At 71.6% G+C, this 25,084-nt stretch carries 21 protein-coding genes; 12 read left to right on the top strand and 9 right to left on the bottom strand.

Features of this window, described 5'->3' with window-relative positions; translation table 11 throughout:
• Window positions 1-119: 119 nt before the first annotated feature.
• Together I5071_RS13125 and I5071_RS13120 are read left to right on the top strand one after the other, a co-directional pair.
• Window positions 120-2,138: a c-type cytochrome gene (locus I5071_RS13125; RefSeq protein WP_236605782.1), complete on the top strand. Its 2,019-nt coding sequence runs from the start codon at window positions 120-122 to the stop codon at window positions 2,136-2,138.
• 48 nt (window positions 2,139-2,186) lie between these two features.
• Window positions 2,187-3,629: a serine/threonine protein kinase gene (locus tag I5071_RS13120; RefSeq protein ID WP_236605781.1), complete on the top strand. Its 1,443-nt coding sequence runs from the start codon at window positions 2,187-2,189 to the stop codon at window positions 3,627-3,629.
• Here I5071_RS13120 and I5071_RS13115 read toward each other — a convergent pair whose 3' ends face one another.
• Entirely contained in the window at window positions 3,630-5,252 is a 1,623-nt protein-coding gene (locus tag I5071_RS13115; protein WP_236605780.1) for an RCC1 domain-containing protein, read from the bottom strand.
• Window positions 5,249-5,983 carry a tetratricopeptide repeat protein gene (locus I5071_RS13110; RefSeq protein WP_236605779.1) on the bottom strand — a complete coding sequence of 245 codons (735 nt, stop codon included), beginning with the start codon at window positions 5,981-5,983 and terminating at the stop codon, window positions 5,249-5,251. Before I5071_RS13110 ends, I5071_RS13115 begins: the two co-directional genes overlap by 4 nt.
• A gap of 31 nt (window positions 5,984-6,014) precedes the next feature.
• Here I5071_RS13110 and I5071_RS13105 point away from each other — a divergent pair, with 31 nt between their 5' ends.
• The gene (locus tag I5071_RS13105) at window positions 6,015-7,370 is read left to right on the top strand and encodes a sigma 54-interacting transcriptional regulator (RefSeq protein WP_236605778.1); all 1,356 of its coding nucleotides are present in this window, start codon (window positions 6,015-6,017) and stop codon (window positions 7,368-7,370) included.
• Here the strand turns inward: I5071_RS13105 and I5071_RS13100 are convergent, their stop codons facing one another.
• Together I5071_RS13100 and I5071_RS13095 are read right to left on the bottom strand one after the other, a co-directional pair.
• On the bottom strand, window positions 7,371-8,489 hold the full coding sequence (locus tag I5071_RS13100) for a serine/threonine-protein kinase (RefSeq protein WP_236605777.1): 1,119 nt from the start codon (window positions 8,487-8,489) through the stop codon (window positions 7,371-7,373). It abuts the gene before it with no gap.
• Entirely contained in the window at window positions 8,490-9,455 is a 966-nt protein-coding gene (locus I5071_RS13095) for a diacylglycerol/lipid kinase family protein (RefSeq protein ID WP_236605776.1), read from the bottom strand.
• Between the two features lie 69 nt (window positions 9,456-9,524).
• Here I5071_RS13095 and I5071_RS13090 point away from each other — a divergent pair, with 69 nt between their 5' ends.
• Window positions 9,525-10,304: a crotonase/enoyl-CoA hydratase family protein gene (locus I5071_RS13090; RefSeq protein ID WP_236605775.1), complete on the top strand. Its 780-nt coding sequence runs from the start codon at window positions 9,525-9,527 to the stop codon at window positions 10,302-10,304.
• Here I5071_RS13090 and I5071_RS13085 read toward each other — a convergent pair.
• A complete protein-coding gene (locus tag I5071_RS13085; protein WP_236605774.1) occupies window positions 10,291-11,250 on the bottom strand; it encodes an SDR family oxidoreductase in 960 nt (319 codons plus the stop codon). The two genes, I5071_RS13090 and I5071_RS13085, sit on opposite strands and share 14 nt — an antisense overlap.
• A gap of 101 nt (window positions 11,251-11,351) precedes the next feature.
• Here I5071_RS13085 and I5071_RS13080 point away from each other — a divergent pair, with 101 nt between their 5' ends.
• The 5 genes from I5071_RS13080 (at window position 11,352) to I5071_RS13060 (ending at window position 19,607) form a co-directional block, all read left to right on the top strand.
• Complete coding sequence (locus I5071_RS13080) at window positions 11,352-12,344, top strand: zinc-binding dehydrogenase (RefSeq protein ID WP_236605773.1); 993 nt, start codon at window positions 11,352-11,354, stop codon at window positions 12,342-12,344.
• A 223-nt stretch (window positions 12,345-12,567) separates the two neighbouring features.
• Complete coding sequence (locus I5071_RS13075; protein WP_236605772.1) at window positions 12,568-14,895, top strand: DNA gyrase/topoisomerase IV subunit A; 2,328 nt, start codon at window positions 12,568-12,570, stop codon at window positions 14,893-14,895.
• A complete protein-coding gene (locus I5071_RS13070) occupies window positions 14,895-16,853 on the top strand; it encodes a DNA gyrase/topoisomerase IV subunit B (protein WP_236605771.1) in 1,959 nt (652 codons plus the stop codon). Before I5071_RS13075 ends, I5071_RS13070 begins: the two co-directional genes overlap by 1 nt.
• Window positions 16,854-17,061: 208 nt before the next feature.
• On the top strand, window positions 17,062-18,378 hold the full coding sequence (locus I5071_RS13065) for an OmpA family protein (protein ID WP_236605770.1): 1,317 nt from the start codon (window positions 17,062-17,064) through the stop codon (window positions 18,376-18,378).
• The gene (locus I5071_RS13060) at window positions 18,375-19,607 is read left to right on the top strand and encodes a hypothetical protein (protein ID WP_236605769.1); all 1,233 of its coding nucleotides are present in this window, start codon (window positions 18,375-18,377) and stop codon (window positions 19,605-19,607) included. The genes I5071_RS13065 and I5071_RS13060 overlap by 4 nt, the downstream gene beginning before the upstream one ends.
• 13 nt (window positions 19,608-19,620) lie before the next feature.
• Here the strand turns inward: I5071_RS13060 and I5071_RS13055 are convergent, their stop codons facing one another.
• From I5071_RS13055 to I5071_RS13045, 3 genes are all read right to left on the bottom strand, one after another.
• Window positions 19,621-20,151 carry a hypothetical protein gene (locus I5071_RS13055; RefSeq protein ID WP_236605768.1) on the bottom strand — a complete coding sequence of 177 codons (531 nt, stop codon included), beginning with the start codon at window positions 20,149-20,151 and terminating at the stop codon, window positions 19,621-19,623.
• 9 nt (window positions 20,152-20,160) lie between these two features.
• Entirely contained in the window at window positions 20,161-20,862 is a 702-nt protein-coding gene (locus I5071_RS13050) for an SDR family NAD(P)-dependent oxidoreductase (protein ID WP_236605767.1), read from the bottom strand.
• A 116-nt stretch (window positions 20,863-20,978) separates the two neighbouring features.
• Window positions 20,979-21,500 carry a hypothetical protein gene (locus tag I5071_RS13045; RefSeq protein WP_236605766.1) on the bottom strand — a complete coding sequence of 174 codons (522 nt, stop codon included), beginning with the start codon at window positions 21,498-21,500 and terminating at the stop codon, window positions 20,979-20,981.
• Between the two features lie 114 nt (window positions 21,501-21,614).
• Between I5071_RS13045 and I5071_RS13040 the strand changes: the two genes are divergently transcribed.
• The 3 genes from I5071_RS13040 to I5071_RS13030 all read left to right on the top strand — a co-directional run bounded on the left by I5071_RS13040 (window position 21,615) and on the right by I5071_RS13030 (window position 24,581).
• Window positions 21,615-22,778 carry a ParA family protein gene (locus I5071_RS13040; protein WP_236605765.1) on the top strand — a complete coding sequence of 388 codons (1,164 nt, stop codon included), beginning with the start codon at window positions 21,615-21,617 and terminating at the stop codon, window positions 22,776-22,778.
• A gap of 13 nt (window positions 22,779-22,791) precedes the next feature.
• Window positions 22,792-23,139, top strand: coding sequence for a hypothetical protein (locus I5071_RS13035; RefSeq protein ID WP_236605764.1), 348 nt, complete (start codon window positions 22,792-22,794; stop codon window positions 23,137-23,139).
• 428 nt (window positions 23,140-23,567) lie between these two features.
• Complete coding sequence (locus I5071_RS13030) at window positions 23,568-24,581, top strand: alpha/beta hydrolase (RefSeq protein WP_236605763.1); 1,014 nt, start codon at window positions 23,568-23,570, stop codon at window positions 24,579-24,581.
• On the opposite strand, the gene lspA is transcribed toward I5071_RS13030, so the two are convergent.
• Entirely contained in the window at window positions 24,551-25,081 is a 531-nt protein-coding gene (gene lspA, locus I5071_RS13025; RefSeq protein ID WP_236605762.1) for a signal peptidase II, read from the bottom strand. The two genes, I5071_RS13030 and lspA, sit on opposite strands and share 31 nt — an antisense overlap.
• Window positions 25,082-25,084 lie beyond the last annotated feature (3 nt).

The following is a 25,084-nucleotide window of genomic DNA, read 5'->3' as shown; positions in this document are numbered from 1 at the left end:
CGCGCGATCGTAGGCTGCAGCCTACAGGGGCGAGCCATCGGGTGCGGGCTGGAGCCGCAGGCGGAAGTAGCGGAAACATTTGGTGATTCGGTGGCGTGCCGGTTGCTCGGTGGGCACGCATGCGCACGTCGCTGGTGGTGCTCGTGGTGGTCGCGCTGGTCGGGTGCGAGGGCGCGCTGATGTCTCCGGGCGATCCACCGATCGACAGCGACGGAGGGATCGCGCCGAGCGTCGATGGAGGGTCGACTCCGACGCCGATCGATCCGCGCGATCCGATCGCGCTGCCGTACCCCGAGTCGGTCCTCTGTCCTCCGGTGATCGAGTCCGAGGGTGCTCTCTCCGCATCGTTCGGCGAGCGCTGCGCGGGGTGCCACGGCGCGGGCGGGGAGGGCGGTGCCGAGTACCCCTCGCTGCGCGAGGTCGCGACGCTCGAGGCGTTCGTCGCGGCGGTGCGCACGGGGCCCGAGGCGATGCCGAGCTTCGCCGCGAGCGAGGTGAGCGACGAGGTGCTCGCGCGCGACTACGCGGTGCTGCGCGGTGGCTCGATCACGAGCAGCGGCGACCCGCGCTGCGGCGCCGGCTACGACCCGACGCGCGCGCGCAGCGAGGCCGAGCTCGACGCGGTGATCGCGCGCGGCATGCAGGCGTTCCGCGCCCGCGGTCCGCGCGGCAGCTGCGCGGGATGTCACGCGCCCGACGCGATCGATCTCGCGGCGATCGGCTACTCCGACGCGACGATCCTCCGCCGCGCCGCGCCGCACGTCAGCGAGGACGACGCGCGCGCGATCGTCGCGCTCGTCCATGCACAGCGCGAGCGACACGCCATCGCGCGGCCCCTGCACCCCGACCGCTTCCGACCGCTGCAGCCCGGCTTCGAGCCGCTCCCGCCGAGCACCACGCCGACGCCCGGGCTCGAGTCGGATCGGCGCGACACCGCGTTCCTCGAGTCGCTCCGCGACGATCACGATCTGCGCATCCTCGGCGCGCCGATCACGACGCTCGACGACGCGCGCGCCGCGGCGGAGCAGCTCGCGTCGATCGATCTGCGCACGCTCCGCGTCGGCGTGCTCGCGGATCGCTGGACCGAGGACGGCTTCCACGGCGAGGACCGCCGGGTGATCACCGAGTGGATCCCCGGGATCGCGCGCGAGCCGCGCGAGGGCATGGAGGACGAGTGGTTCGCGCTGATCGACGCGTACCTCGCGGAGCCGACCCCCGCGCGCTTCTGGGCCTGGTACGACCGCGTCGACGCGCTCAGCGAGTCGTGGGACGCGGAGGGCATCGTCGAGACCACGCCGCTCGCGAACGAGCTGATGCGCCGCAAGTACCTCTCGGTGCAGCTCGTCTCGCACATGCTGCGGGCGCGGGAGATCACGCCGCTCGATCCCTGGGGAGGCGCGCGGGGCGCGGCGCGCGTGCCGATGCGCGCGCAGGCGATCGCGCGCAATCCGTTCTGGATCGTCGGCGACGCGGTCCGGCAGAACCCGCTGCACTGCGACACGCCTTCGCCGTGCATGGTCCTGCCGCCCGAGGTCGACGCGACGCTGATCGAGGGTGACGACGCGCGCGAGGAGCAGAGCGAGCAGCTTGCGCGCGGCTGGTTCTGGATCGGCTGGCAGTACGACCCCGCGATCATCGCGACCGAGGACGCGCGCGCGACGATCACCGGCGACTACTTCCTCGCGCGCCTCTTGCCGCGCCACAAGGTCCACCACGCGTTCCTCGTCGCGCGCCTGATGGTCGAGAAGGCGCGCGTCGACGACGGCGCGTGGATGCACGCCGAGGGCATCGCGCTCGCGGGGCACGGCCGCTGGGCGAGCCCGCGTCCGTTCGTGATCACGAAGCACGTCGAGACGAGCTTCCACCAGCCGCCCGAGAGCGATCCGCGCTTCGCGCCGCGCGCGCGGATGCTCGCGAACGCCGCGCGCATGGCGCTGCTGCTGGTGCGCGACGAGCTCGCGCGCACCGGGACGATCTACCGGCGCGACGAGACGCTCGCGGGCGCGCGCGACATGCGGGTGTGGCTCGATCGCGCCGAGCCGGGTGGCGATCACGCGGCGTTCGACGCAGTGCTGGCGGAGATCGAGGGCCTCGCCGCCGGCGCGACGGATCTCGACGACGGCTTCTCGGACTACTGATCGCTGGTTGCGCTCGCGGCGCGACCTCCGTAGGGTCGTTCTTCCGCGGTGCTCCAGCCGTCCGACACGCTCGGGAGCTACACGGTCCTCGCGCATCTGCGCACGGGCGGGATGGCCTCGCTGTACCTCGCGCGACGTCGCGGTGCGGCGGGGTTCCGCAAGCTCGTCGCGATCAAGGTGGTGCGCGCGGGCCTCTCCGAGAGCTCCGCGATGATCCGGATGTTCGTGCACGAGGCGCGCATCGCGGCGCACCTCGCGCACCCGAACGTCGTGCACGTCGAGGAGCTCGGCGAGAGCGCGGGGCTCTTCTATCTCGTCATGGAGTACGTGCACGGCTGCTCGCTCTCGCAGCTGCTGCGCACCCTGAGCAAGCGCGAGCGACGGCTCTCGGTGCGCGCCGCGGTCGCGATCGCGATGCGCATCGCGGAAGGGCTCGCCGCGGTGCACGACGCGCGCGACGAGGCGGGGCGCGCGCTCGACATCGTGCATCGCGACGTGAGCCCGCAGAACGTGCTCGTCTCGGTGCAGGGCCACGTGAAGCTGATCGACTTCGGCGTGGCGAAGGCGCGCATCGGCGACACCGAGAGCAGCGCCGGGATCAAGGGCAAGATCGCGTACATGGCGCCCGAGCAGGCGCGCGCCGAGGACGTCGACGCGCGCGCCGATCAGTACGCGCTCGGCGTGATGCTCTGGGAGATGCTGACCGGGCGTCGGTTGCTCGCGGTGGCGGGCGATCTCGAGATGCTGAAGGCGGCCGCCGATCCGAAGGTCGAGTCGCCGCGCACGTACGCCGCGGCGGTGTCGCCGGCGCTCGAGGCGGTCGTCATGCGGGCGCTGGCGCGCGAGCCGGGCGCGCGCTTCGCGTCGGTGCGCGAGATGCGCCGGGCGCTCGCGGCCGCGGTGCCCGAGGCGCTCGCCGTCGAGAGCGAGGCGATCGCGGAGCTGGTGCAGAGCGCGGTGGGTGACGATCTCGCGCGCGTGATCGCGGAGCTGCCCGACGAAGCGACGCGCGCGCTGGCAGGCGAGGGGGCGCGCGGTCCGCGCTCGGCGGAGGAGGTGCTCGCGACGCTCACCGCCCCCGCGAGCGCCAGCCACGTGTCGCTGGCGAGCGAGAGCACGTCGGCGCGGCGCGTCGGGGCGCGCGTGGCGCTCGCGCTCGTCGCGGTGGCGATCGGCGCGGCGGTGGGCACGTGGGTCGCGAGCACGCCCGCGCCGCCCAGCGAGACCGCGCCGCCGATCGTGAGCGCGAGCGAGCTGCCGCCGCACGACGTGGTCGCGCCGGTGGTCGTCGACGCGATCGCGCCGAGCGATGCCGGCGTGGCGATCGCGGCGCCCGAGAGCGAGCCCGAGGTGGTCGACGAGACGCCCTCGCGCGCGCGCCGTGCACGCCGCCGACGCGGCACCGCGACGCCTGCGCGCGAGCCCGACGAGCCGGCCCCGCGCGCGCCCGCGGTCGTGCACGGCACGCCGATCCTCACCGATCTGCCGTGATCAAGGCAGGCGCGAGCGCCGCACCGTCCAGCCGTCCGCGCCGGCCGCGCCGAGCTGTCCTCGCTGGTTGAGGCCCCAGCACGCGATGTCGCCGCTCGTCAGGATCGCGCACGCGTGGAAGCGACCCGCCGCGACGTGCGTCGCGCTCTCGCCCGCGAGCTGCGTCACCGCGACCATCGTGCAGTCGGTCGCGCCTCCCGCGGGATCGCGCCCGGTCTGTCCGTAGAAGTCGTCGCCCGCGCAGTGCACCGCGCCGCCGAGGAGCACGCAGGTGTGATCGAGGCCGAGCGCGACCTCGCTCGCGCCGGTGGTCGCGCCCGGGGCCGGGGTCGCGACCGCGCGCGGGCTGGTCGGCAGACAGCCCCGCTCGCCGTGCGTGTTCGCGCCCCAGCAGTAGAGCGTCCCGCCCGCGACCGCGCAGGTGTGGCCCCCACCGCCCGCGAGCGCGCTCGTCCCCGCGAGCTCGACGGGCATCGACTCCACGTCGCGCGGCGTCGCGACCTCGGCGAGCGTCATGGGCCCGCCGGCGCGCAGCAGATCGTTGTCGCCCCAGCACGCGACGCGACCGTCCTCGAGGTGCGCGCAGGTCTGTCCTTCGCCCGCGCCGATGCGCGCCGCGCGTGCGTCGAGGATCGCGATCACCGGTGCGGTCAGCGGTGCGTCGATCGAGAGGCCGTCGCCGAGCTGTCCTTCGGTGCCGCGGCCCGCGCAGGTCACGCGACCGTCGTCGAGCAGCGCACAGGCGTGGTCGTATCCGCACGCGATCATCCGCGCGCGCGCGCCGGCGGGCAGCGTCATCGGGCGCTTGCTCGCGCTGCGGAAGACGGGCTCGGTCGCGCCGTCCATGAGGCCCACGCACCACGCCTCGCCCTCGAGCGTCCACGCGCACGTGAAGCGCATCCCCGCGCAGACCCCGGCGACCCCCGCGAGATCGATCTCGACCGCGGTCGCGCCGTTCGCGGCGCCGGCCTGGCCTTCGTCGGATCCGCCCCAGCACCAGAGGCGCGCGTCCTTCACCGCGCAGGTGTGGTCCTGTCCTGCGGCGATCGGCCCGGGCAGCGGCTCGAACGGCGGCGGGCCCGCGTCGTCGTCGGGGATCGTCGCGTCGGTGCCCGCGTCGATCGGCGTCGTGGCGTCGATCGGCGCGCTCGCATCGAACGGTGCGCCGGCATCACCGATCGTTCCGGTCCAGGGCGGCAGCGACGCGGGCGGGATCGCGTCGTCCACGCACGTGCCCGCGATGCAGGTGCGCGTGTCGTCGCAGGGCTCGTCGAGGCAGACGCTCTCGAGGCGGATGTGGACGGTGCGGATCTCGCCGCGCACGAACCCGGTGCGCACCCGTCGCGTGACCCGCGCGGTCGCGCCCTGGAGCGCGCGCGCCTCGACGATCACCGGAGCGAGCGCGCCCTGCGCCTCGAGGCCGATCGTCAGCGGCAGCGCGTCGATCGCGGGATCGATGCGCTCGACCGGGCGCTGCTCGGTCGCGCCGCGGATCGCGACCTCGATCGCGTCGATGTCGGAGCGCAGCGCGGGCTCCACGTCGATCACCACGACGAGGTACGAGCGCGGCTCGCTGCAGGCGAGCGCGATCAGCGCGAGCATCGCCAGCGCGACGCGCCTCATCGCACCCCCAGCGGGCCGCGATCCGTGATCGGCGCGCCGGGGCCCTGCGGCGTGCTGGTCGCGAGGCCGACGCCGATGCCCACTCCCGCGCCCACGATCACCACGCCGACGATCGTCCACAGCACCGGCGACTCGAACCACGGCTCGCCGCGCGGCTCCTCGCGCACCGGCCCGACCACCAGCGCCTCGGGCGCCGCGACCGCCACGACGATCTCGCGCCGCTCGCCCTCGCCGATCACGACGCGCTCGCTCGCGACACGACGCTCGCCGCGGCGCACCTCGACCTCGTGCTCGCCGGGATCGAGCGGTAGCGATTCGTAGCGCGGATGCGTGCCCAGCACGTCGCCATCGAGCGCGAGGCGATCGCCGGGCTGCATGCCCTCCGCGTGCACGTCGACGAACGCGAGGCGCGCCTCGACCGCGCTTCGCTCGTGCTCCGCCGCGGCGCGCAGCGACGCGTCGGGCGTCTCGCGCTCGAAGCGTCGATACGCGTCGGCCGCCTCGCGCAATCGGCCGTTCTGCGCGAGCGCCCCCGCGAGGTTGAAGAGCACGGCGGGCGCGGGGTGCAGCGCGTACACCTCCTCGAACGCCTCGAGCGCCGTCTCCCAGCGACCGGCCTCGGCCGCCGCGACGCCTTCACGAAAACGCTCTCGCACGTGGCCGACCTGCGCGCGTGCTGGGATCGACACGATCACGATCGCCGCCGCGAGCGCGAGCGGGAGCAGCCTCACGGCGGTGATGGTAGCCGATCCGTCGGCTACGATGCCTGCCAGAGGGAGCAGCGTGTTCGAGGACGACGGCACCGTCCGTGCGCCGCGGAAGCCGCCGCGCCGGGTTCGCACCGTTCGCGCGCGGGTCGTGCGCGGGCCCGATGCAGGCGCGGAGGCGAGCTGCGATGCCGGCGCCACGCTCGCGATCGGCACCAGCGAGGGCAACGAGCTCCGGCTGCGCGATCCCACCGTGAGCCGCTACCACGTCGAGCTCGCCGCGATGCCCGAGGGGATCCGAGTGCGCGATCTCGCGAGCTCGAACGGCACGATCGCGGGCGCGGTGCGCATCGAGAGCGCGATCGTCGCAGCGGGCACCGAGCTGCGCCTCGGCGACACCGTGCTCGTCGTCGACGACGGAGCGGAGCGCGAGGTCGTCGCGCGCGAGATCGAGCCCGCCGCGATCCCCGGCGTGATCGCGGAGAGCGCGGCGATGCGGGCGGTCGTGCGCGCGCTGCACCGCATCGCACCGACGAGCGCGTCGGTCCTCCTCCTCGGCGAGACCGGCACCGGCAAGGAAGTGATCGCGCGCGCGATCCACGCGCTCTCACCGCGCCGCGATCGCGAGCTCGTGGTGGTCGACTGCGGCTCGATGGCGCCGACGCTCATCGCGTCGGAGCTCTTCGGGCACGAGCGGGGCGCGTTCACCGGCGCGGATCGCCGCCACCTGGGCGCGTTCGAGCGCGCCGACGGAGGCACCGTGTTCCTCGACGAGATCGGCGAGCTCCCCGCCGAGCTCCAGCCCGCGCTGCTCGGTGTGCTCGAGCGACGTCGGTTCCGGCGCGTCGGCGGCGAGCGCGAGATCGCGGTCGACGTGCGCGTGGTCGCCGCGACCCATCGCGATCTGCGCGAGGCGACCAACGCCGGATCGTTCCGCGCCGATCTCTACTTCCGTCTCGCCGCCGCGCGCCTCGTGCTCCCGCCGCTGCGCGATCGCCCCGAGGACGTCGAGCCGCTCGCGCGTCACTTCGCGGCGCAGCTCACCGGCGATCCCGCCGCGATGCCGTTCGACGCGACGAGCCTCGACGCGCTGCGGCGCCATCCCTTCGCGGGCAACGTGCGCGAGCTGCGGAACGTGGTGGAGAGCGCGCTCGCGTTCGGCGAGCTCCACCTCGACGACGCCGCACCGCGGGCGGCTTCTTCGGCGAGCGGAGCGCAGGGCACTGCGCTGCAGGTCGATCTCGATCGCAGCTATCGCGAGGCGCGCGCCGCCGCGCTCGACGCGTTCGAGCGCGCGTACCTCGGCGCGCTGATCGCCGGGTCGCGCAACAACGCGAGCGAGGCCGCGCGCCGCGCGAAGATGGATCGCGCGTACCTCCTCGAGCTGCTCAAGAAGCACGGCCTGCGGTGATCAGCGCGCGAGCAGCGCGCCCGCGATCACGCCGACGATCAGTCCCGCGATGACGATCGCGTAGGTCGCCCACGGCGTGCCGGCGCGCGCCTTCTTCTTCGCCCGCACGATCGGTGCCGGCGCGGTGCGCGAGACCGTCGTCCGATCGAGCGCCTTCGTGCTCACCGCGCCCGGGCTGGTGCGCGCCTCCATCGGCAGCTCCTGCGATGCGCGCGCGAGATCTTCCCCGACCAGCGCCTCCAGCATCGCCGCGATCTCGGGCGCGCCGATCGCCGCGCACTCGGGCGTGCTGGCGCGCAGCGCGTCCCGCAGCGCTCGCGCGCTCGCGATGCGCTGCCGCGGATCTTCGGCGAGCGCCTCGCGCACCACCGCATCGAGCGCCTCGCTCACCTCGGGCGCGTGCCGGCTCGGCGGATCGATCGCCGGCCGCCCCGATGCGAGCGCGTCGTGCCCGCCCGAGAAGAGCGCCTCGCACGTCAGCATCTCCCAGAGCAGCACGCCCAGCGCGTACACGTCGGCACGGGCGTCGAGCGGATCACGACGCAGCTGCTCCGGCGCCGCGTACCGGAGCTTCCCGAGCACGTGCCCCATCGTCGACTCGTGCTCGCGCACTCGCGCGCTCGCGATGCCGAAGTCGATCAGCTTCACGTGCCCGCTCGACGCGATCAGCACGTTGCTCGGGCTCACGTCGCGATGGACGAGCCCGAGCCACCGGCCCTCCGCGTCGTGCGCCTGGTGCGCGGCCTCGAGCCCCTCCGCGATCCACGCCGCGATCGCGACCGCGACCTCGGGCTTCATCCGTCGATCACGCGCGCGCAGCCGATCCATCACGCGCCCCAGCGTCACGCCGTGCACGTGCTCCATCACGAGGTGCAGCTCGCCCTCGTGCTCGACGAGATCCTCGACCCGCACCACCGCGGGATGCGCGATCGCCGAGGACAAGCGCGCCTCGTCCACGAAGCGCCGGATCATCGCGGGATCGTCGGAGAGATGCTCGTGCACCCGCTTGATCGCGACGAGCCGCGCGAACCCACGCGCGCCGATGCGACGCGCGAGCACCAGGCTCGCCATCCCCCCGCTGCGCAAAGGCGCGATCACCTCGTAGGGCCCGATGCGCATTCAGACCCGCGCGATGCGCACCACCGGCCCGCTCCGCACTTCCAAGCGTCGCAGCCCCTCGTAGATCTCGCCGTCGAGCACCGGGCGCAGCGGCTCGTCGCCGATCACCTCGATCACCATCTCGCGCCCGCGCACGTCCTTCATCTCCGGCGCGCGGATCGCGCCGCCGCGCACCAGCTGCGGCACGTTCGCGACGATCTGCGCGGGCGAGATCGCGCCCGCCTGGAAGTGCAGCGCGCCCACCTCGCGCGCGAGCGGGAACACGCGGAACACGCCGCCGAGGTTCACGTGGAACGCGCCTGCGTGGATCGCACCGTGGGTCGTCGTCGCGAGCTCCTCGCCGTCGATCCACACGTGCGCGTGGTGCGGCCGGAACATGTCGCGCGCGTACTCGCCGCCGCGCGCCAGCGACGCGATCGTGCGCGCCGCGACCTTCACGATCGTCGCCGCGCCGGGCTCGCGATCCGCGTAGTACTTGTCGAAGAAGCGCTGCCCCACGCCGCCCGCCGCGAGCGCGAACCCGATGCGGTGGAACGGCGTGCCGCCCACGTGCACGCCGCGCAGCTCGAGCGAGCCCACCTCGATCGTCTCGAGCGCGCCACGATCGAGCGCGCGCACCAGGCGCGTCACCAGCGTCTCGGCGTGCCCGTGCACGCCCGCCTTCCGCGCCACGAAGTCGATCGTCCCGCCGTTCGTCGGGAGCACGATCGGCAGCGTGCGCCTGTTGCGCGCGACGATCGGCAGCGCCGCGTTGAGCGCCCAGTGCAGCGCGCCGTCGCCGCCGTCCGACACCAGGCAGGCGAGCTCATCGTCGAGGATGCGCTCGAGCAGCGGCGGCAGCGCCTCGGTGGCGCTCGTGACGTGCACCTCGCCGCGCGGGCCCAGGATCTCGCGCAGCCTCGCGACGCGATCACGCCCGCGGTTCTTGCGCGAGTTCGGATTCAATACGACGTGGATCCGCGACATGGAGCGGGCACTCTCTGGCGGCGGAGTGTAGTCGTTGATCCCGGCCGCGCGCTCGCGTACCCCACCGACATGGCAGAGCGCATCCGCTACGAGACGAAGAGCCACGTCGCCCGCATCGCCCTCGATCGCGCGAGCAAACGCAACGCATTCGATCTGCTCATGCTGCGCGAGCTCGCCGAGGCGTACACGACGTTCGAGGACGATCCCGACGTGCGCTGCGCGATCGTGCACGCGAACGGCGATCACTTCACCGCGGGCCTCGATCTCGCGGAGGTCGGGCCCGCGGTCGCGAGCGGCGCCGCGCTCTTCCCCGAGGGCGGCGTCGATCCCCTCGGCCTCCGCGGCCGGGTGCGTACCAAGCCGGTCGTGATCGCGATCCAGGGCTACTGCCTCACGATCGGCATCGAGCTCGCGCTCGCGTGTGACGTCGGCATCGCGGCGAGCGACGTGAAGTGCGGCCAGATCGAGATCAAGCGCGGCATCTTCCCGTTCGGCGGCGCGACGATCCGTCTCCCCGCGCGCGCCGGATGGGGCAACGCGATGCGCTGGCTGCTGACCGGCGACACCTTCGACGCGAACGAAGCGCTCCGCCTCGGGCTCGTGCAGGAGGTCGTCGCGCCGGGGCAGCAGACCGAGCGCGCGATCACGATCGCCGAGACGATCGCGAAGCAGGCGCCGCTCGGCGTGTACGCGACGCTGGAGAGCGCGCGCATCGCCGAGCACGAAGGCGAGCCCGCCGCGGCGCGCGCGCTGCTCGATCAAGCGCGCAAGCTGATGGCGACCGACGACGCGCGCGAGGGATTGATGTCGTTCGTCGAGCGCCGCGAAGGCCGCTTCACGGGGCGCTGAGCTTCGGCCACTCGGGGTACACGGTGGCGAACATGCCGCCGTTCACCTCGGCATAGACGGCCTCGCCGCACGGGCTCGCGGGGCCGTACTTCGACGCGAAGTGCGCGCCCCAGTCGGGGCGCGTGCCGTCCACGTCGTCGATCTCGTACTCGCGCGCGAGCGTCCACGACGCGTACACCCGACCCGAGCGTGCCGTCACGTTCGGGTCCGCCGCGAGCGCCGCGATGCAGCGCCCCACGAACATCGGCGTCTCCGAGACCGCGAAGTCGGGCTCCTTCGCGATCGCGTCGCGCCAATTCGCCTCGCTCACCTCGAAATTCTCGAGCATCGCCTCGCTGCGCAGGAACCCCGGCGTCACCGCGACCGCCGCGATCCCGGTGCGGCGCAGCTCGTACCCCATGCCCATCGCGAGCCGGATCACGCTCGTCTTCACCAGGTCGTAGAGCAGGTTCCCGCGGTACGAGAGCGAGTCTCCGTCGGTCACCTCGACGATCAGCCCGCGGTTCGCGCGCACCATGAGCGGCGCGCCGTGCCGCGACGTGATCACGTGCGACCACACCGCCTGCTCGATCAGCCCCGCGCTCTTGGCGAGGTCGAGCTCCCAGAACGTCTTGCCGAAGTCGATCTTCGCGTCGCCGCCCCACACGTCGTTCACCAGCACGTCGAGCCGTCCCGCTTCGCGCTCGACGCGCCCGAAGAGCGCGCGCACCTCGTCCTCGCGCGTGTGATCGACCCGCACCGCGATCCCGCGCCCGCCCGCCGCGGTGACGCGCTCCGCGGTCTCGTCGATCGTCTCGCTGCGCCCCGAGGTCGCGATCGCCCCGCGCACGCTGCGCCCCGTGCAGTACACGGTCGCGCCGCGCTCTCCGAGCGCCACCGCGATCCCACGCCCCGCGCCCCGAGTCGCGCCAGCGACGACCGCGATCCTGCCCTCGAGATCCCTCACTCGGCACCTCCTCGCGCGACCGTGCGCCACGCACGTAACGTCTGCTTGTCACGTTTCGTGCGGGGTGGCGGTGCGCTGGCTGCTTCCCCAGGTGAGCACCGATGAGCATTCCCACCACCATGCGCGCGCTCCTGCAGCCCTCTCTGAACGGCCCACAGGACATGCGCCTGATCCACGACGCACCGGTGCCGAGCCCCGGTCCGGGCGAGGTCCTGATCCGCGTCACCGCCGCGGGCGTCAACTTCGCCGACTTGATGCAGACGCTCGGCACGTACCACGGCGGCCCGAGCGCTCCCTACGTCGCGGGCTTCGAGGCCACCGGTGAGATCGTCGCGCTCGGTGAGGGCGTGGTCGGTCTCGAGCTCGGCGCACACGTGATCGGGATCGGCCCCGGCGCGTTCGCGCAATACATGGTGATGGCCGCGGCCGCGGTGGCACCGGTGCCCGCAGGCTGGGCCGACGAGCAGGCGCTCGGGCTCGTGCTGAACTGGGCGACCGCGCTGGCCGCCCTCGTGCCGATCGGGCGCATCGCTGCGGGTGAAACGGTGCTGATCCACGCGGCCGCGGGCGGGGTCGGTCAGGCCGCGGTGAAGCTGGCGAAGCACTACGGCGCGACCGTCATCGCGACCGCGTCGGCGGGCAAGCACGAGACGGTGCGCGCGCTCGGCGCCGATCGCGTGGTGGACGCTCGCACCGCCGATCTCGTGGCCGAGGTCCTGCGTCTCACCGACGGCAGAGGCGCCGATCTCGTGCTCGAGTCGGTCGGCGGTGAGACCTTCCGCGCCAGCATCGCAGCGACGAGGCGGGTCACGGGACGGGTGGTCGTCTTCGGCGTCGCGAGCGGCGAAGCGGCGATCACGAACTGGGAGCTGAACTTCCAGCACCCGATCCACGTGATCGGCCTGCACATCGGCGTGCTGATGCAGACCGCGCCGGAGATCTTCGACGAGCTGATGCGCGAGCTGCGCTCGCTCGAGAGCGCCGGCGTGCTCACGCCGGGCCGACCCGCGGTGCACGATCTCGCCGAGGGCCCGAGGGTGCTCGCGGCGCTCGGGGCGCGCGCGACCGTCGGCAAGCTGGCGCTGCGGCCCTGAGGACGCGCGCCGGCCCGATCGGGCGCGTCCCGGGCGCGGGGCCCCCACGCGCCGGTTCCTTGCGTCGTCGCCGAAAACCCTGCTATGAGCGCCCGTCCGGGCCTGAACGCAGGTCCAGGAGCGCGTGGCTCGTATGACGCAACCGCGCAATCAGCTCTCGCTGTTCGACTCGCCGCCCGGAGCGCCTCAAGCACCCGGACGGCCCCCGCCTCCCCCATCGAATATGCAGATCCAGGACGCATCCCTCTCCGAGGAGACCCAGAAGCGCTATCTCAATTACGCGCTCTCGGTCGTCACCTCTCGCGCGCTCCCCGACGTGCGCGACGGCCTCAAGCCCGTTCAGCGCCGCATCCTCTACGGCATGCACCGCGGCGGCGTGCGCGCCGACGCTCGCTACTCGAAGTGCGCGCGCGTCGTCGGCGAGGTGATGGGTAAGTACCACCCGCACGGCGACAGCTCGATCTACGACGCGCTCGTGCGCATGGCGCAGCCGTTCACGCTGCGCGTGCCGCTCGTCGACGGGCAGGGCAACTTCGGCAACGCCGACGGCGACGGCGCCGCGGCGATGCGCTACACGGAGTGCAGGCTCTCGCGCGCCGCGGGCGAGCTGCTCAGCGAGCTCGACAAGGACACCGTCGACTTCCGGCCGAACTACGACGGCGTCGAGGAAGAGCCGGTCGTGCTCCCCGCGCGCTTCCCGAACCTGCTGGTCAACGGCAGCTCGGGCATCGCGGTCGGCATGGCGACGTCGATCCCGCCGCACAACCTCGGCGAGGTGATCGACGCGACGATCGCGGTGATCGACGAGCCCGATCTCGGGGTGAAGGGGATCCTGAAGTTCATCAAGGGCCCCGACTTCCCGACCGGCGGCCAGGTGATCTCCACCAAGCGCGAGCTCGAGGACGTCTACACGACGGGCCAGGGCTCGGTGAAGGTCCGCGGCACCTGGAAGCTCGAGGAGCCGCAGAAGGGCAACCCGCAGATCGTCATCACGTCGATCCCCTACGCGATCGAGCGCAAGACGATCGTCGAGAAGATCGCCGAGGTGATCATCGCGAAGAAGCTGCCGGTGCTCCTCGACGTGCGCGACGAGTCGACCGACGAGACGCGCGTCGTCTGCGAGATCAAGAAGGGCACCGATCCGCAGCTCGTGATGGCGTACCTCTTCAAGCACACACCGCTGTCGACGAACGTGCAGGTGAACCTCACGTGCCTCGTGCCGGTGAAGGGCGCGGGCGGCGAGGTCCCCGCGCCGGAGCGCCTCGATCTGAAGGCGATGCTCCGGCACTTCCTCGACTTCCGCATGCAGGTCGTGGTGCGCCGGCTCGGCTACGACCTGAAGGTCGTCCAGCGCCGCATCCACATCCTCGAGGGCTTCGTCACGATCTTCGACGCGCTCGACGAGACGATCCGCATCATCCGCAAGAGCCAGAACAAGGCGGACGCGGCGGAGAAGCTCATCAAGCGCTTCGAGCTGAGCGCGGAGCAGGTCGACGCGATCCTCGAGCTGCGCCTCTATCGACTGGCCCAGCTCGAGATCAACGTCATCCGCGAAGAGCTCGCGGAGAAGCGCAAGGAAGAGAAGCGCCTCAAGCAGCTCCTCTCGAGCGAGGACGCGCGCTGGAAGCTGATCCGCGCGGAGCTCCTCGAGCTCAAGACGACGTACGGCGACAAGCGCGCGACGAAGATCGTCGGTGACGCGAACGAGCCCGAGTACGACGCCGAGGCGTTCATCATCGAAGAGGACGCGTTCGTGCTGCTCAGCCAGCAGGGCTGGGTGAAGCGCCAGGGCAGCGTGAAGGACCTCGCGAGCACGCGCGTGCGTGAAGGCGACGCGGTGCAGGACGTCGTCTTCGGCAGCACGAAGGCGAGCGTCGCGTTCTTCTCGAGCTTCGGCGCGTGTTACGTGTGCCGCATCGTCGACGTGCAGGCGACGACCGGCTACGGCAACCCGGTGCAGACGATGTTCAAGCTCGCCGACGGCGAGCGCATCGTGAAGATGCTGAGCTTCGATCCGCGCCAGCTCGACGTGCCGCCGGAGATCGAGAACGCGCCCGAGCCGCAGCCGCCGTACGCGCTCGCGGTGACGAAGGGCGGCATGTGCATGCGCTTCTCGCTGCGCGCGCATCGCGAGCCGAGCACGCGCGCGGGCCGCAAGTACGTGCGCCTCACGCCGGATTTCCCGAAGGGCGGTGACGAGGTCGTCTACGTCGACGTCTGCCGCGGCGACGAGAAGCTCGCGTGCGCGACCGCCGAGGGCCACGCGCTGATGTGCATGGCCGAGGAAGTGTCGATCCTCGCCGGCGCGGGCAAGGGTGTGAAGCTGATCAAGCTCGACGATCCCAACGACGCGGTGCTCGGCGCGCGTCTGATGAGGGACTCGCACGCGCCGCTCGTGCTCGAGCACGAGAGCGGCAAGACGTACGAGATCACCGTGTGGCACCACCTCGTCGCGCGCGGCGGGACGGGCAGTCAGCTCTTCAAGCGCGGCCGCGCGGTCCGCGTGCATCCCGTCGAGCCGACGGTCCCGAGCATCGAGGAGAAGGGTTGATGGCGAGCCCGAACGTGAACGGCAAGGCCGCGAGCGTGCGCCCCCCGAAGGGCGGTGACTACACGGCGAGCGATCTCGAGGTCCTCGAGGGGCTCGAGCCGGTGCGCAAGCGCCCCGCGATGTACATCGGGGACACCGCGAAGACCGGCTATCACCACCTGCTCTGGGAGATCCTCGACAACTCGGTCGACGAGGCGATCAACGGCCACGCCGATCGCATCGAGGTCGTGCTCGACGCCGATCAGAAGGGCGTCTCGGTCACGGACAACGGGCGCGGCATCCCGCTCGAGGTGCACCCGAAGTTCAAGAAGACCGGCCTCGAGATCGTGCTCACGATCCTCCACGCGGGCGGCAAGTTCGAGGGCAAGAACTACCGCGTCTCCGGCGGTCTCCACGGCGTCGGCGCGAGCGTGGTGAACGCGCTCTCGGAGAACCTCGTCGCGTACGTGCGCAAGGGCGGCGAGGAGTTCCAGCAGACGTTCGAGCGCGGCGCGCCGACCAGCAAGCTCAAGAAGAACGGCAAGACGAGCAAGCGCGGCACGCAGATCCACTTCCGCCCCGACCCGCAGATCTTCGGCAAGCAGGTCTTCGACCTCGACGTCATCAAGCAGCGCCTCGAGGCGAAGAGCTACCTGCACAAGGGCCTGCACGTCGTCCTCAAGGACGAGAAGTCGGGCGAGCGCTGGGAGTTCCACCACCCGGGCGGCATCGTCGAGTACCTCGGCAAGCTCGTCGCGGAGCGCGGCCAGAAGGCGATCCAGCCCGCGCCGTTCACGCTGGAGCGCGAGGACGAGCCGCGCCTCGAGCTCGCGCTGACGTGGACCGAGTCGCCCGACGAGAAGATCATCACGTTCGCCAACGGCATCCCGACCGGCAACGGCGGCACGCACGAGGCGGGCACCAAGAGCGCGCTCAACAAGGCGATCCGCGCGTTCATGGCGGCGAAGAAGATCGAGCCGAAGGGCGTGACGATCACCGCCGAGGACATCCGCGAGGGCGTGGTCGCGCTGGTCAGCGTCTACGTCGCGGAGCCGCAGTTCCAGGGGCAGACCAAGGATCGCCTGAACAACCCCGAGGTCGCGGGCCAGGTCGAGGGCGTGGTGCGCACCGCGCTCGAGCAGTGGCTGCTCTCGAACTCGTCGGTCGCCGAGAACATCGTCGCGCGCATCGTGCTCGCGGCGCGTGCTCGCGAGGCTTCGCGCGCGGCGTCGCAGCAGGTCTCGCGCAAGACGGCGGTGAGCCACCGCCTCAACCTTCCGGGCAAGCTCGCGGACTGCTCGAGCACCGACCCCGGCACCAGCGAGCTCTTCCTCGTCGAGGGTGACTCCGCAGGTGGCTCGGCGAAGGCGGGGCGCGATCGCAAGACGCAGGCGATCCTCCCGCTGCGCGGCAAGGTGCTCAACGCGGAGCGCGCCAACAACGCGGCCGTGATGGGCAACAAGGAGCTGCAGGACATCGTGTCCGCGCTCGGCTGCGGGCTCGGCAAGGACTTCGACGCGAGCAAGCTTCGCTACGGGAAGATCTTCCTGCTGATGGATGCCGACAGCGACGGGCATCACATCGCGACGCTGCTGCTGACGTTCTTCTACCGGATGCTCCCGGGCCTCATCCGCGGCGGTCACGTCTACATCGCGCAGCCGCCGCTCTACCGCATCAACGCGGGCAAGGAGACGCACTGGGCGCTCGACGACGCGGACAAGGAGCGCATCCTCGCGAGCCTCCCGAAGAACATCAAACCGGTGATCCAGCGGTTCAAGGGTCTCGGCGAGATGAACGCGGATCAGCTCAAGGTCACGACGCTCGATCCGAAGAAGCGCCGCGCGCTGCGCGTGGTGATCGACGAGGAGCTCGAGACCGATCGCGTGCTGAACGAGCTGATGGGCCGCGACGCGTCGCAGCGCTTCCGCTTCATCATGGAGCGCGCGGCCAAGGCGGACTCCGAAGCGCTCGACGTCTGACGAGCGCGCCGCGTCGTCGAGATTCACCACGGAGGGCCGCGGAGATCGGAAGAGAGAAAGAGCTCTTCTTTCTCTGCGGCCCTCTGTGATCTCTGCGGTGAAATTTCCCTGCCGGAGCGTGGTGCGCTGGTTCTAGTGACGGCGGAACGTCGCGCTGTGCGCGAAATTCTTCTTCCGCCACATCGCGGGATTCCGATACGATGATCGCGTGACTTGCCCTCCGCGGCGGCGCGCCGCGCGCTGCTCGTCTCTCGTGGTGCTCGCGATCCTCGCGTCGCTAGCGCAGACGGCGCGCGCCGACGAGCCGGTGTTGCTCGGGGTCGAGGGTGGCGTGAGCATCCCGCTCGCGTCGCCGCAGAGCGATCGCTTCGGCCCCGGAGGCACGCTCGCGCTCGCGCTCCACACGCCGGTCAACGAGTGGCTCATCCCCACGTTCCGGCTGCGCGGGCTGCTGCTCTCCGATGGTCCGCCGCCCGCCGACACGTCGCTGCGCGATCCCGGGATCGGCGCCGCGTACGGGCTCACGATCGGCCTGCGGCTGCGCCCCGAGGGATGGTTCTCGTCGGACCTCCAGCGGGCGCGCGGCGCGTGGGTCGAGATCGACGCGGGCGGTGTCGTCACCGGCGAGCTCGTGCGACCGGCGTTCGAGGTCGGGCTCGGCTGGGACTTCGAGATCGACGACGTGCGCCTCGGACCGCTCGCGCGCTTCCAGCACGTGATGCACTTCGACGATCCGCTCGACGATCGTCCAGCGTACCTGCTCACCGTCGGCATGGAGTGGGTCTTCTTCGATCGACGCGTGCCGCCGCCGCCGCCCGTGGTCCCGCCGCGCGGTGATCGTGACCGCGACGGGCTCTACGACGACGAGGACGGCTGCCCCGACGAGCCCGAGGACGACGACGACTTCGAGGACGAAGACGGCTGCCCCGAGCTCGACAACGATCGCGACGGCTTCCCCGACTCGAACGATCCCTGTCCGATCGAGCCCGAGGATCTCGACGGCTTCGAGGACGAGGGCTGCCCCGAGCTCGACAACGATCGCGACGGCTTCCTCGATCCCCGCGACGCGTGCCCGAACGAGGCCGAGGTGGTGAACGGCGTCGACGACGACGACGGCTGCCCCGACGAAGGCCTCATCCAGATGATCGACGACCGCATCGTGCTCGAGGAGACGGTGCTCTTCGACTTCCAGCGCGCGCGCGTGAAGCACTCCGCGCAGCCGGTGCTCGGTGCGATCGTCGAGCTCTATCGGCAGCACCCCGAGTGGCTGCGCGTGCGCGTCGAGGGCCACGCCGACACGCGCGGCGACCCCGAGTACAACCAGGAGCTGAGCGAGCGCCGCGCCGAGCGCGTGCGCGACGAGCTCGTCGAGCTCGGCATGCCCAGCGAGATGATCGAGGTCGTGGGCTACGGCACGCAGCGCCCGCGCGACACGCGCGACTCCGAGGAAGCGCACGCGCGCAACCGTCGCGTGGAGTTCGTCGTGCTCGCGCGCAGCGGGCCGGCGGGAGGAGAGACGCCGTGAAGCGCAGCATGTTCGCGCTCGCGCTGGTCGCGATGATGATCGCAGGCTGCGACGCGATCGTCGGCGCGGAGTGCGCCGACGGGCTGGTGCGCTGTGGCGATCGCTGCGCGACCGAGCTCGAGTGCACCGCGGGCATGGACGCGGGCGGCATGGACGCCGCCATCGACGCGGGCACGGACGACGCCGGTGACGATCTCGACGCCGAGATCCCGATCGACGGAGACGCGGGTCGCCGGGTGCGCGAAGCGGGCTCGCAGGACGACGACGGCGCGGTCGGCGACGGCGCCGTCGACGATGGCTCGACCGGCGATGCGTCGATGGGCGATGGCGGCGGCCCGGTCGGCTGCGATCTCGGCGAGATCGAGTGCGACGGCATGTGCGTCGACGGCCGCACCGATCCGAGCCACTGCGGCGGCTGCGACGTGGTGTGCGATCCCGGCGAGCTCTGCGCCGAGGGCGTGTGCACCGCGACGTGTGATCCGCCGCTCGTGCGCTGCGGCGCGCGCTGCATCGACGTCTCGAGCGATCCCGACAACTGCGGCGGCTGCGGCATCGTCTGCGCGTCGGGCATCTGCATCGACGGCGAGTGCTCGGACGCGCTCGCGGGACACGTCGTCGCGATCGGGCACGACTACGTCACGAGCCGCGCGGGCATGCGGCGCCTCGCGGGCAACGCGGTGTTCCTCGCACGCGGCAGCCCGGCACGCGTGGTGGTGTTCGAAGGCGGCTCGACGGCTGCGTCGCGCAGCGGCACCGACGCGGCGATCCAGCTCGTCGCGAACGGGATCGGTCGCACCTGGGATCGCATCGCGGTGGACGATCCCGAGGAGGTGCCGCTCTGGCTCGCCGATGCGGACGCGTTCGTGATCTACGCGCAGACGACGTCGACCGACGCGGAGCTGCGCGAGTGGGGCGCGTCGTGGAGCCGCGCGCTCGACTCGTTCGTCCGGCGCGGTCGCGTGGTCGTGATGTTCGAGACCCAGAGCGACACGAACGCGGGGACCTGGCAGATCCTCGACGCGGCCGGGCTCTTCGCGTGCACCGGACGCATCGCGACGACGAGCCCGACGATCATGGTCGTCGAGCCCTCCGACGCGGTCGCGCTCCGCGTGCCGCTCACCTACGCATACGAGCGCGAGACCGTGCGCTTCGAGACGACGCAGCCGACCGTCGTCTGCAGCGACGGCACCGGCCCCGTGGTCGTGCATCGCACGATCGTTCCGCGCTGAGCGCCGGAGCCTCTCACGCGCGCACGAGGCGGCCCTCGCCCTCGAGGCGCGCGACCAGCGCCTCGGGCTCGCGCACGCTCTCGAAGAACGCGTCGCGCTCGCTCGCGTCGAGCCGGTGATCGTCGTTCGCATCGAGCGCGCGCAGCACGCGTCGCAGCGTCTCGAGCTCGGCGCGGCTCACCTGGTGCGCGGGCGGGACGAGGCGCGCGAAGTGCTCGATCGCTTCCGCACAGCGCGTCATCTCGTCGTCGTCGAGGCGTCCGTTCGCGTCGAGATCGAGGTAGTCGAGGATCTTGTTGAGTGTCTCGAGCGCGTCGGCGTCGACGTGGCGCAGCGGCGCGAGCAGGCGACGCGCGAGCACACGATCACCGGCGTGGAGCTCGTGGCGCGTCGCCCCGCCGAAGCGACCGAGCACACCCGCGAGCTGACGGCGGCCGCGCTCGTCGAGCGCGGTGATCTGCGCGGCGAGCGCGGGCGCTTCGTCCTTCGTCGCGTCGAGGAAGGGATCGACGAGCTGCAGGGGAGGGGCGTTCTTCGTCGTCATCGATGAGTCCTAGGACCGTCCATACACCGGAATCAACGCACCGCTGGTCGTGCGGTTGCGCGGCGACGCGAGGAACACGATGGTCTCGGCGACGTCCTCGACGCTCGGCCACGTCGTGAAGTCGGCGCTCGGCATCGCGGCGCGGTTCGCGGGCGTGTCCATCGTCGACGGCACCACCGCGTTCACCCAGATCCCCTCGGGCCGCAGCTCCTCCGCGAGCGACTGCGTGAGCGCCGTGACCGCGCCCTTCGCGGCGGCGTACGCCGAGACGTTCGCGCTCGGCGCGAGCACCGGCTTCGCGGCGACGTTCACGAGCCGACCACCGCGCCCGTCCTGCTCGCGCATGCGCTTCACCGCCTCGCGGCAGCACAGGTAGCTGCTGATCGCGTTCGTGCTCAGCAGACGGCGCAGCGTCGCGGGCGTGGTCTCGACGATCCCGCCGCCTGCGTACGCACCCGCGAGCTGGATCGACGCCCAGATCGACGGCGCGTGCGCGTAGAAGCGCTCGACCTGCACCTCGTCGCTCAGATCGAACCCGACGCGCACCGACACGCGCGGGTCCGACGCGAGCGGGAAGCGCTTCGCCTCGGCCTCGTCGAACGCGGGCACGTGCACGCGCGCGCCGAGCTCGATCAGTCGTCGCGTCACTGCGGTCCCGAGCGCGCCTGCGCCGCCCGTCACGATCACGTGGAGCCCTTCGAGCTCGAGCATCGATCCTCCTTGGGGGCGGGAACCCTACCGAATTCGACCCGCCGAGGAGAGCAGGAAGGAGAACACCACGTCGTGCCGCGTGCGTGTCGCGGGGTTGGCGACGACGTCGCGCGGTCTCACCGCGAGGGCCCGTAGACTACGGAGATCGCCCAGCTGGGCGCGAGACCGCAGGGCGATGGAGCGTGTCGCACGAGCGCGATCCGACCGCCCTCGAGCTCCCATTCGTAGGATTCGCCGCGGCGCACGCGCGTCGGCGCGCCGTAGCTCGCTTCGAGCTCGCGTCGCGCGGTGTCGAGCGCGACGGGCGCGTCCGCCGCGTCGGAGCCGCTGCGCGTCTCACGGATGACCGCGAGCCGTTCGGGATCTCCGAGGAGATCGAGGTCGATCGACCACTGGCGCAGCGGCGGCACACAGAACGCGGAGCGAGCGCGCGGCAGCCCATGTGCCGGGTCGGCGGCCATCACGTCGTACGCGTGCCACTCGCCCGCGCACGCTGCGCGTGCCTCGTCGACATTCATGCCGAAGCGGAAGCCGCGCAGCTCGGTCGGGAAGCTCGCAGTGTGCGGCGCTGCGATGCGGGTCGACGAGGCGCCGCAGCTCGCGATCAGCACCGCGAGCACAATCCAGAGATCGCGCACGTCGAGAGTCTCGCATGGGGCTCGTCACTTTTTTTGATTTCTCGCGCGCGTTCCGGCATCCGGATGCGAGGCGCACGAACGGGTCGCGCGCCGCCACCTCGAGGAGAGACGCGCGTGGTCGACACACCGCTCTCGACGTGCTCCGTGTGCGAGCGCTCGTTCCAGGTCCGCTTCCGCTACCAGGTGCGCGAGGAGCACGGGACCTTCCACTACTTCTGCTCGCAGGGCTGTCAGCAGGCGAGCCTCGGCTACTCGTCCGTGGGTACCACCGCGACGAGCGCCGCTGGCGCAGGCGCCGACGCTGCAGGCTGCAAGTGCGACGTGTGCGGGAAGGGCTTCACGCTCGAGTACCCGTTCCAGGTGCAGGTGAAGGACGGAGCGCCGTCGCACTTCTGCACGATGGAGTGCCGCAACGCGGCGCGCGCCGGCGTGCTGCGCGTGAACCGCGCGGGCGCGCCGGTCTCGAGCGGACCGCGACGCATCGCGGTGTTCAACCACAAGGGCGGCACCGGCAAGACGACGACCGCGGTGAACCTCGCGGCAGGCCTCGCGGCTGCCGGCAACAAGGTCCTGCTCGTCGATGCCGACGGTCAGGGCAACGTCGGCGCGTCGCTCGGCATCCGCGGCGAGAAGACGCTCTATCACGTGCTCGTGCACGGCGTGAACGCGATGGACGCCGCGGTGCCCGTCGACGACCGCCTCCATGTCTTGACCTCCAACGAGTTGCTCGCGGCCGCCGAGCTGCACCTCGCGACGCGTCCCAACCGCGATCGTGTGATGCGCGAGCGCCTCGGGGATCGCGTCACGGGCTACGACGTCGTCGTGCTCGACTGCGCGCCCGCGCTCTCGCTGATGAACCAGAACGCGCTCGTCTACGCCGACAGCATCCTCGTGCCGGTCTCGTGCGACTACCTCTCGCTCGTCGGCGTGAAGCAGGTGCTGCGCACGCTCAAGCACGTGCGCGAGCTGCTCAAGCACGACGTCGCGCTGCTCGGCGTGCTGCCGACGTTCTACGACGTGCGCAACAAGATCGCGCGCGACAGCGTCTCGGCGCTCCAGGATCACTTCGGCGAGCGCTGCCTCCCGCCGATCCGCGTCAACACCAAGCTTCGCGAGGCGCCCAGCGCCAAGCAGACGATCTTCGAGTACGCGCCCGACAGCCACGGCGCGCTCGACTACTCGGTCCTCGTCGAGCACGTGCGTCGCCTCCGCGGCGACACGCGTCTGCTCGATCGCCACGAAGGGCACACCGGAGAGGTCGCCCTGGCCGCCAGCTGAAGGAGTTTCGACGATGGCAGCCGATCCTCACGCGCGCGCCGTGCGCGAGCTGTTCGACGACGGAGAAGTGCGCGAGGTCCTGCGCGAGACGTTCTATCGCGCCGAGGCGCCGTCGCGGACGGTCGCGAAGACAACGCCCGAGGCCGAGACGAGCAGCGGCAAGCGCAAGCGCGTCCAGAAGCCGAAGCCCGATCACTACGAGATCATCTGCATCTCGATGTACAAGGAAGACCTCGCGCGCCTCGACGAGAAGGTCGCCGCGCTCAAGTCGCGCGGCCACCGCCGCATGACGCGCAGCGCGCTGATCCGCTGGGCGCTCGATCAGATCGAGAACCTCGAGACCGTGCCCCGCGGCATCTGATTGCGACGCGCTCTCGCGCTGACGCTCGAGAGCGCTGCAATCAGTTCCTTTCCTGCCGGAGGGTTCGTGCGGCGAACCCTCCCCCGTCCGGCGAAGCCGGCCGGGTCCTCCTCCCGCCCGAAGCGCTCTCGCTCACCTCGCGTCGAGAGCGACGCGAGTGATCTTCGCGATGGTCGAGGAGCGCGCCGCGCTCCGAGGCGCGCCAGAGGCTCCATCCACGACGTGGATGGAGCCTCGTGTCCTCGGCAAACGCGCGTTTCGAACGGGCACACCTCCTGCTGAGCGCTGCCGCAGGAGGTCCATTGACCGCATCGATCGTTCGCCTCTCGATCTGCGCGCTGCTGCTCGGTGCGTGCGTCGGTGATCTCCGAGGCGATCTCCCGAGCGCCGACGACGCGTCGACTCCAACACCTCCCCGCGATGCCGGCGTGCCGATCGACGCACCCGCGCTCGACGCGGGCGAGCTCGAGGAAGACGACGCCTCGATCCCGACGATCGACGCGGGCCCTCCGCCGCCCACCGTGATGGATCCGGGCACCGAGGGCGATGGCGACTTCACCATCGGTCCCAGCTACGCCGACGCGCCCGAGATGCGCGTTCCCGACGATGCACCGCGCGGTCGCGTGTACCGCTTCTCGATGCAGTCGGAGGACAGCGAGATCTATCCGGGCGTCACCGGTCGCTACACGCGCGATCTCTGGATCTACGTCCCGCGCCAGTACGTGAACGGCACCGAAGCGCCGTTCATGGTGATCCAGGACGGAGGCGGATACGTCGGCGACGTCACGGCCGCGCTCGACACGCTGATCCACCAGCATCGACTGCCGCACGTCATCGGCATCTTCATCAATCCGGGGCCCGGCGACGGCCCGGGGAGCGAGCGAGGCCTCGAGTACGATCGCGTGTCCGATCACTACACGCGCTTCATCGAGACCGAGGTCCTGCCGCTGATCCCGATGCGCCCCGACATCCGCGCGGACTATCCGGATCTACGCCTGACGAGCGACCCCGAAGGACGCGCGACGATGGGCGGCAGCTCGGGCGGCGCGTGCGCCTTCACGATGGCGTGGTTCCACCCCGAGCTCTATCGCCGCGTGCTCACGTACTCGGGCACGTTCGTCGCACAGCACCGCGACGACGAGCATCCGCGCGGCGCGTGGGAGTACCACGAGCACATGATCCGCGACGAAGCGGTGAAGCCGATCCGCGTGTTCCTGCAGGTCGGAGAGAACGATCTGAATTTCGGGAGCGACGGACTGCACAACTGGATGGACGCCAATCGGCGCATGTCCGACGTGCTCGAGGATCGCGGCTACCACTACCGCTTCCTGTGGTCGGAGGACGCCGGGCACGTCGATCGACGCGTGCTGCGGCAGACGCTGCCCGAGACGCTGCTCTGGCTCTGGCGCGGCTATCCGATCCCCGACGCGCCCGCCGACTGATCCGCGCGCGCGGCGCGCCATCCGTCGAGGATGAGCAGCGCCGCGCCCACCGCGACGAGCACGTCGGCGACGTTGAAAGCAGGCCAGCTCCCGCCCCACGGGTAGTGGATCTCGACGAAGTCGACGACGCCCGAGCGCGTGATGCGATCGAGCCCGTTGCCGATCGCGCCGCCCGCGACGAGGCCGAGCGCGAGGGTGCGCATGCGGCTCTCGGGCGAGCGGATCACGACGACGAGGAGCGCGGCCGCGACGATCAGCGCGAGCACACCGAGCACCGCACGCCCGACGCCGAGATCGCGCACGACGCTGAACGCGGTGCCCTCGTTGAAGCGCAGCGTGAAGTCGAGGTGCGGCGCGATCACCGAGAGCGTCTGGCCGGGCACGTCGCGGAGGGTCTCCTCCGCCCAGTGCTTCGTCGTGAGATCGCAGCCGCTGCCGAGGCCCGCGGTGGTGAGGAACAGCGTGGCCGCGACGACGCGCGCACGGAGAGACGGTGTCATCTC

Origin of the sequence: Sandaracinus amylolyticus (genome assembly GCF_021631985.1) — a bacterium.
GTDB classification, from domain to species: domain Bacteria; phylum Myxococcota_A; class Polyangia; order Polyangiales; family Sandaracinaceae; genus Sandaracinus; species Sandaracinus amylolyticus_A.
The sequence above is the reverse complement of the archived record's forward strand: the minus strand, read 5'-3'. Positions and strand labels throughout refer to the sequence as shown.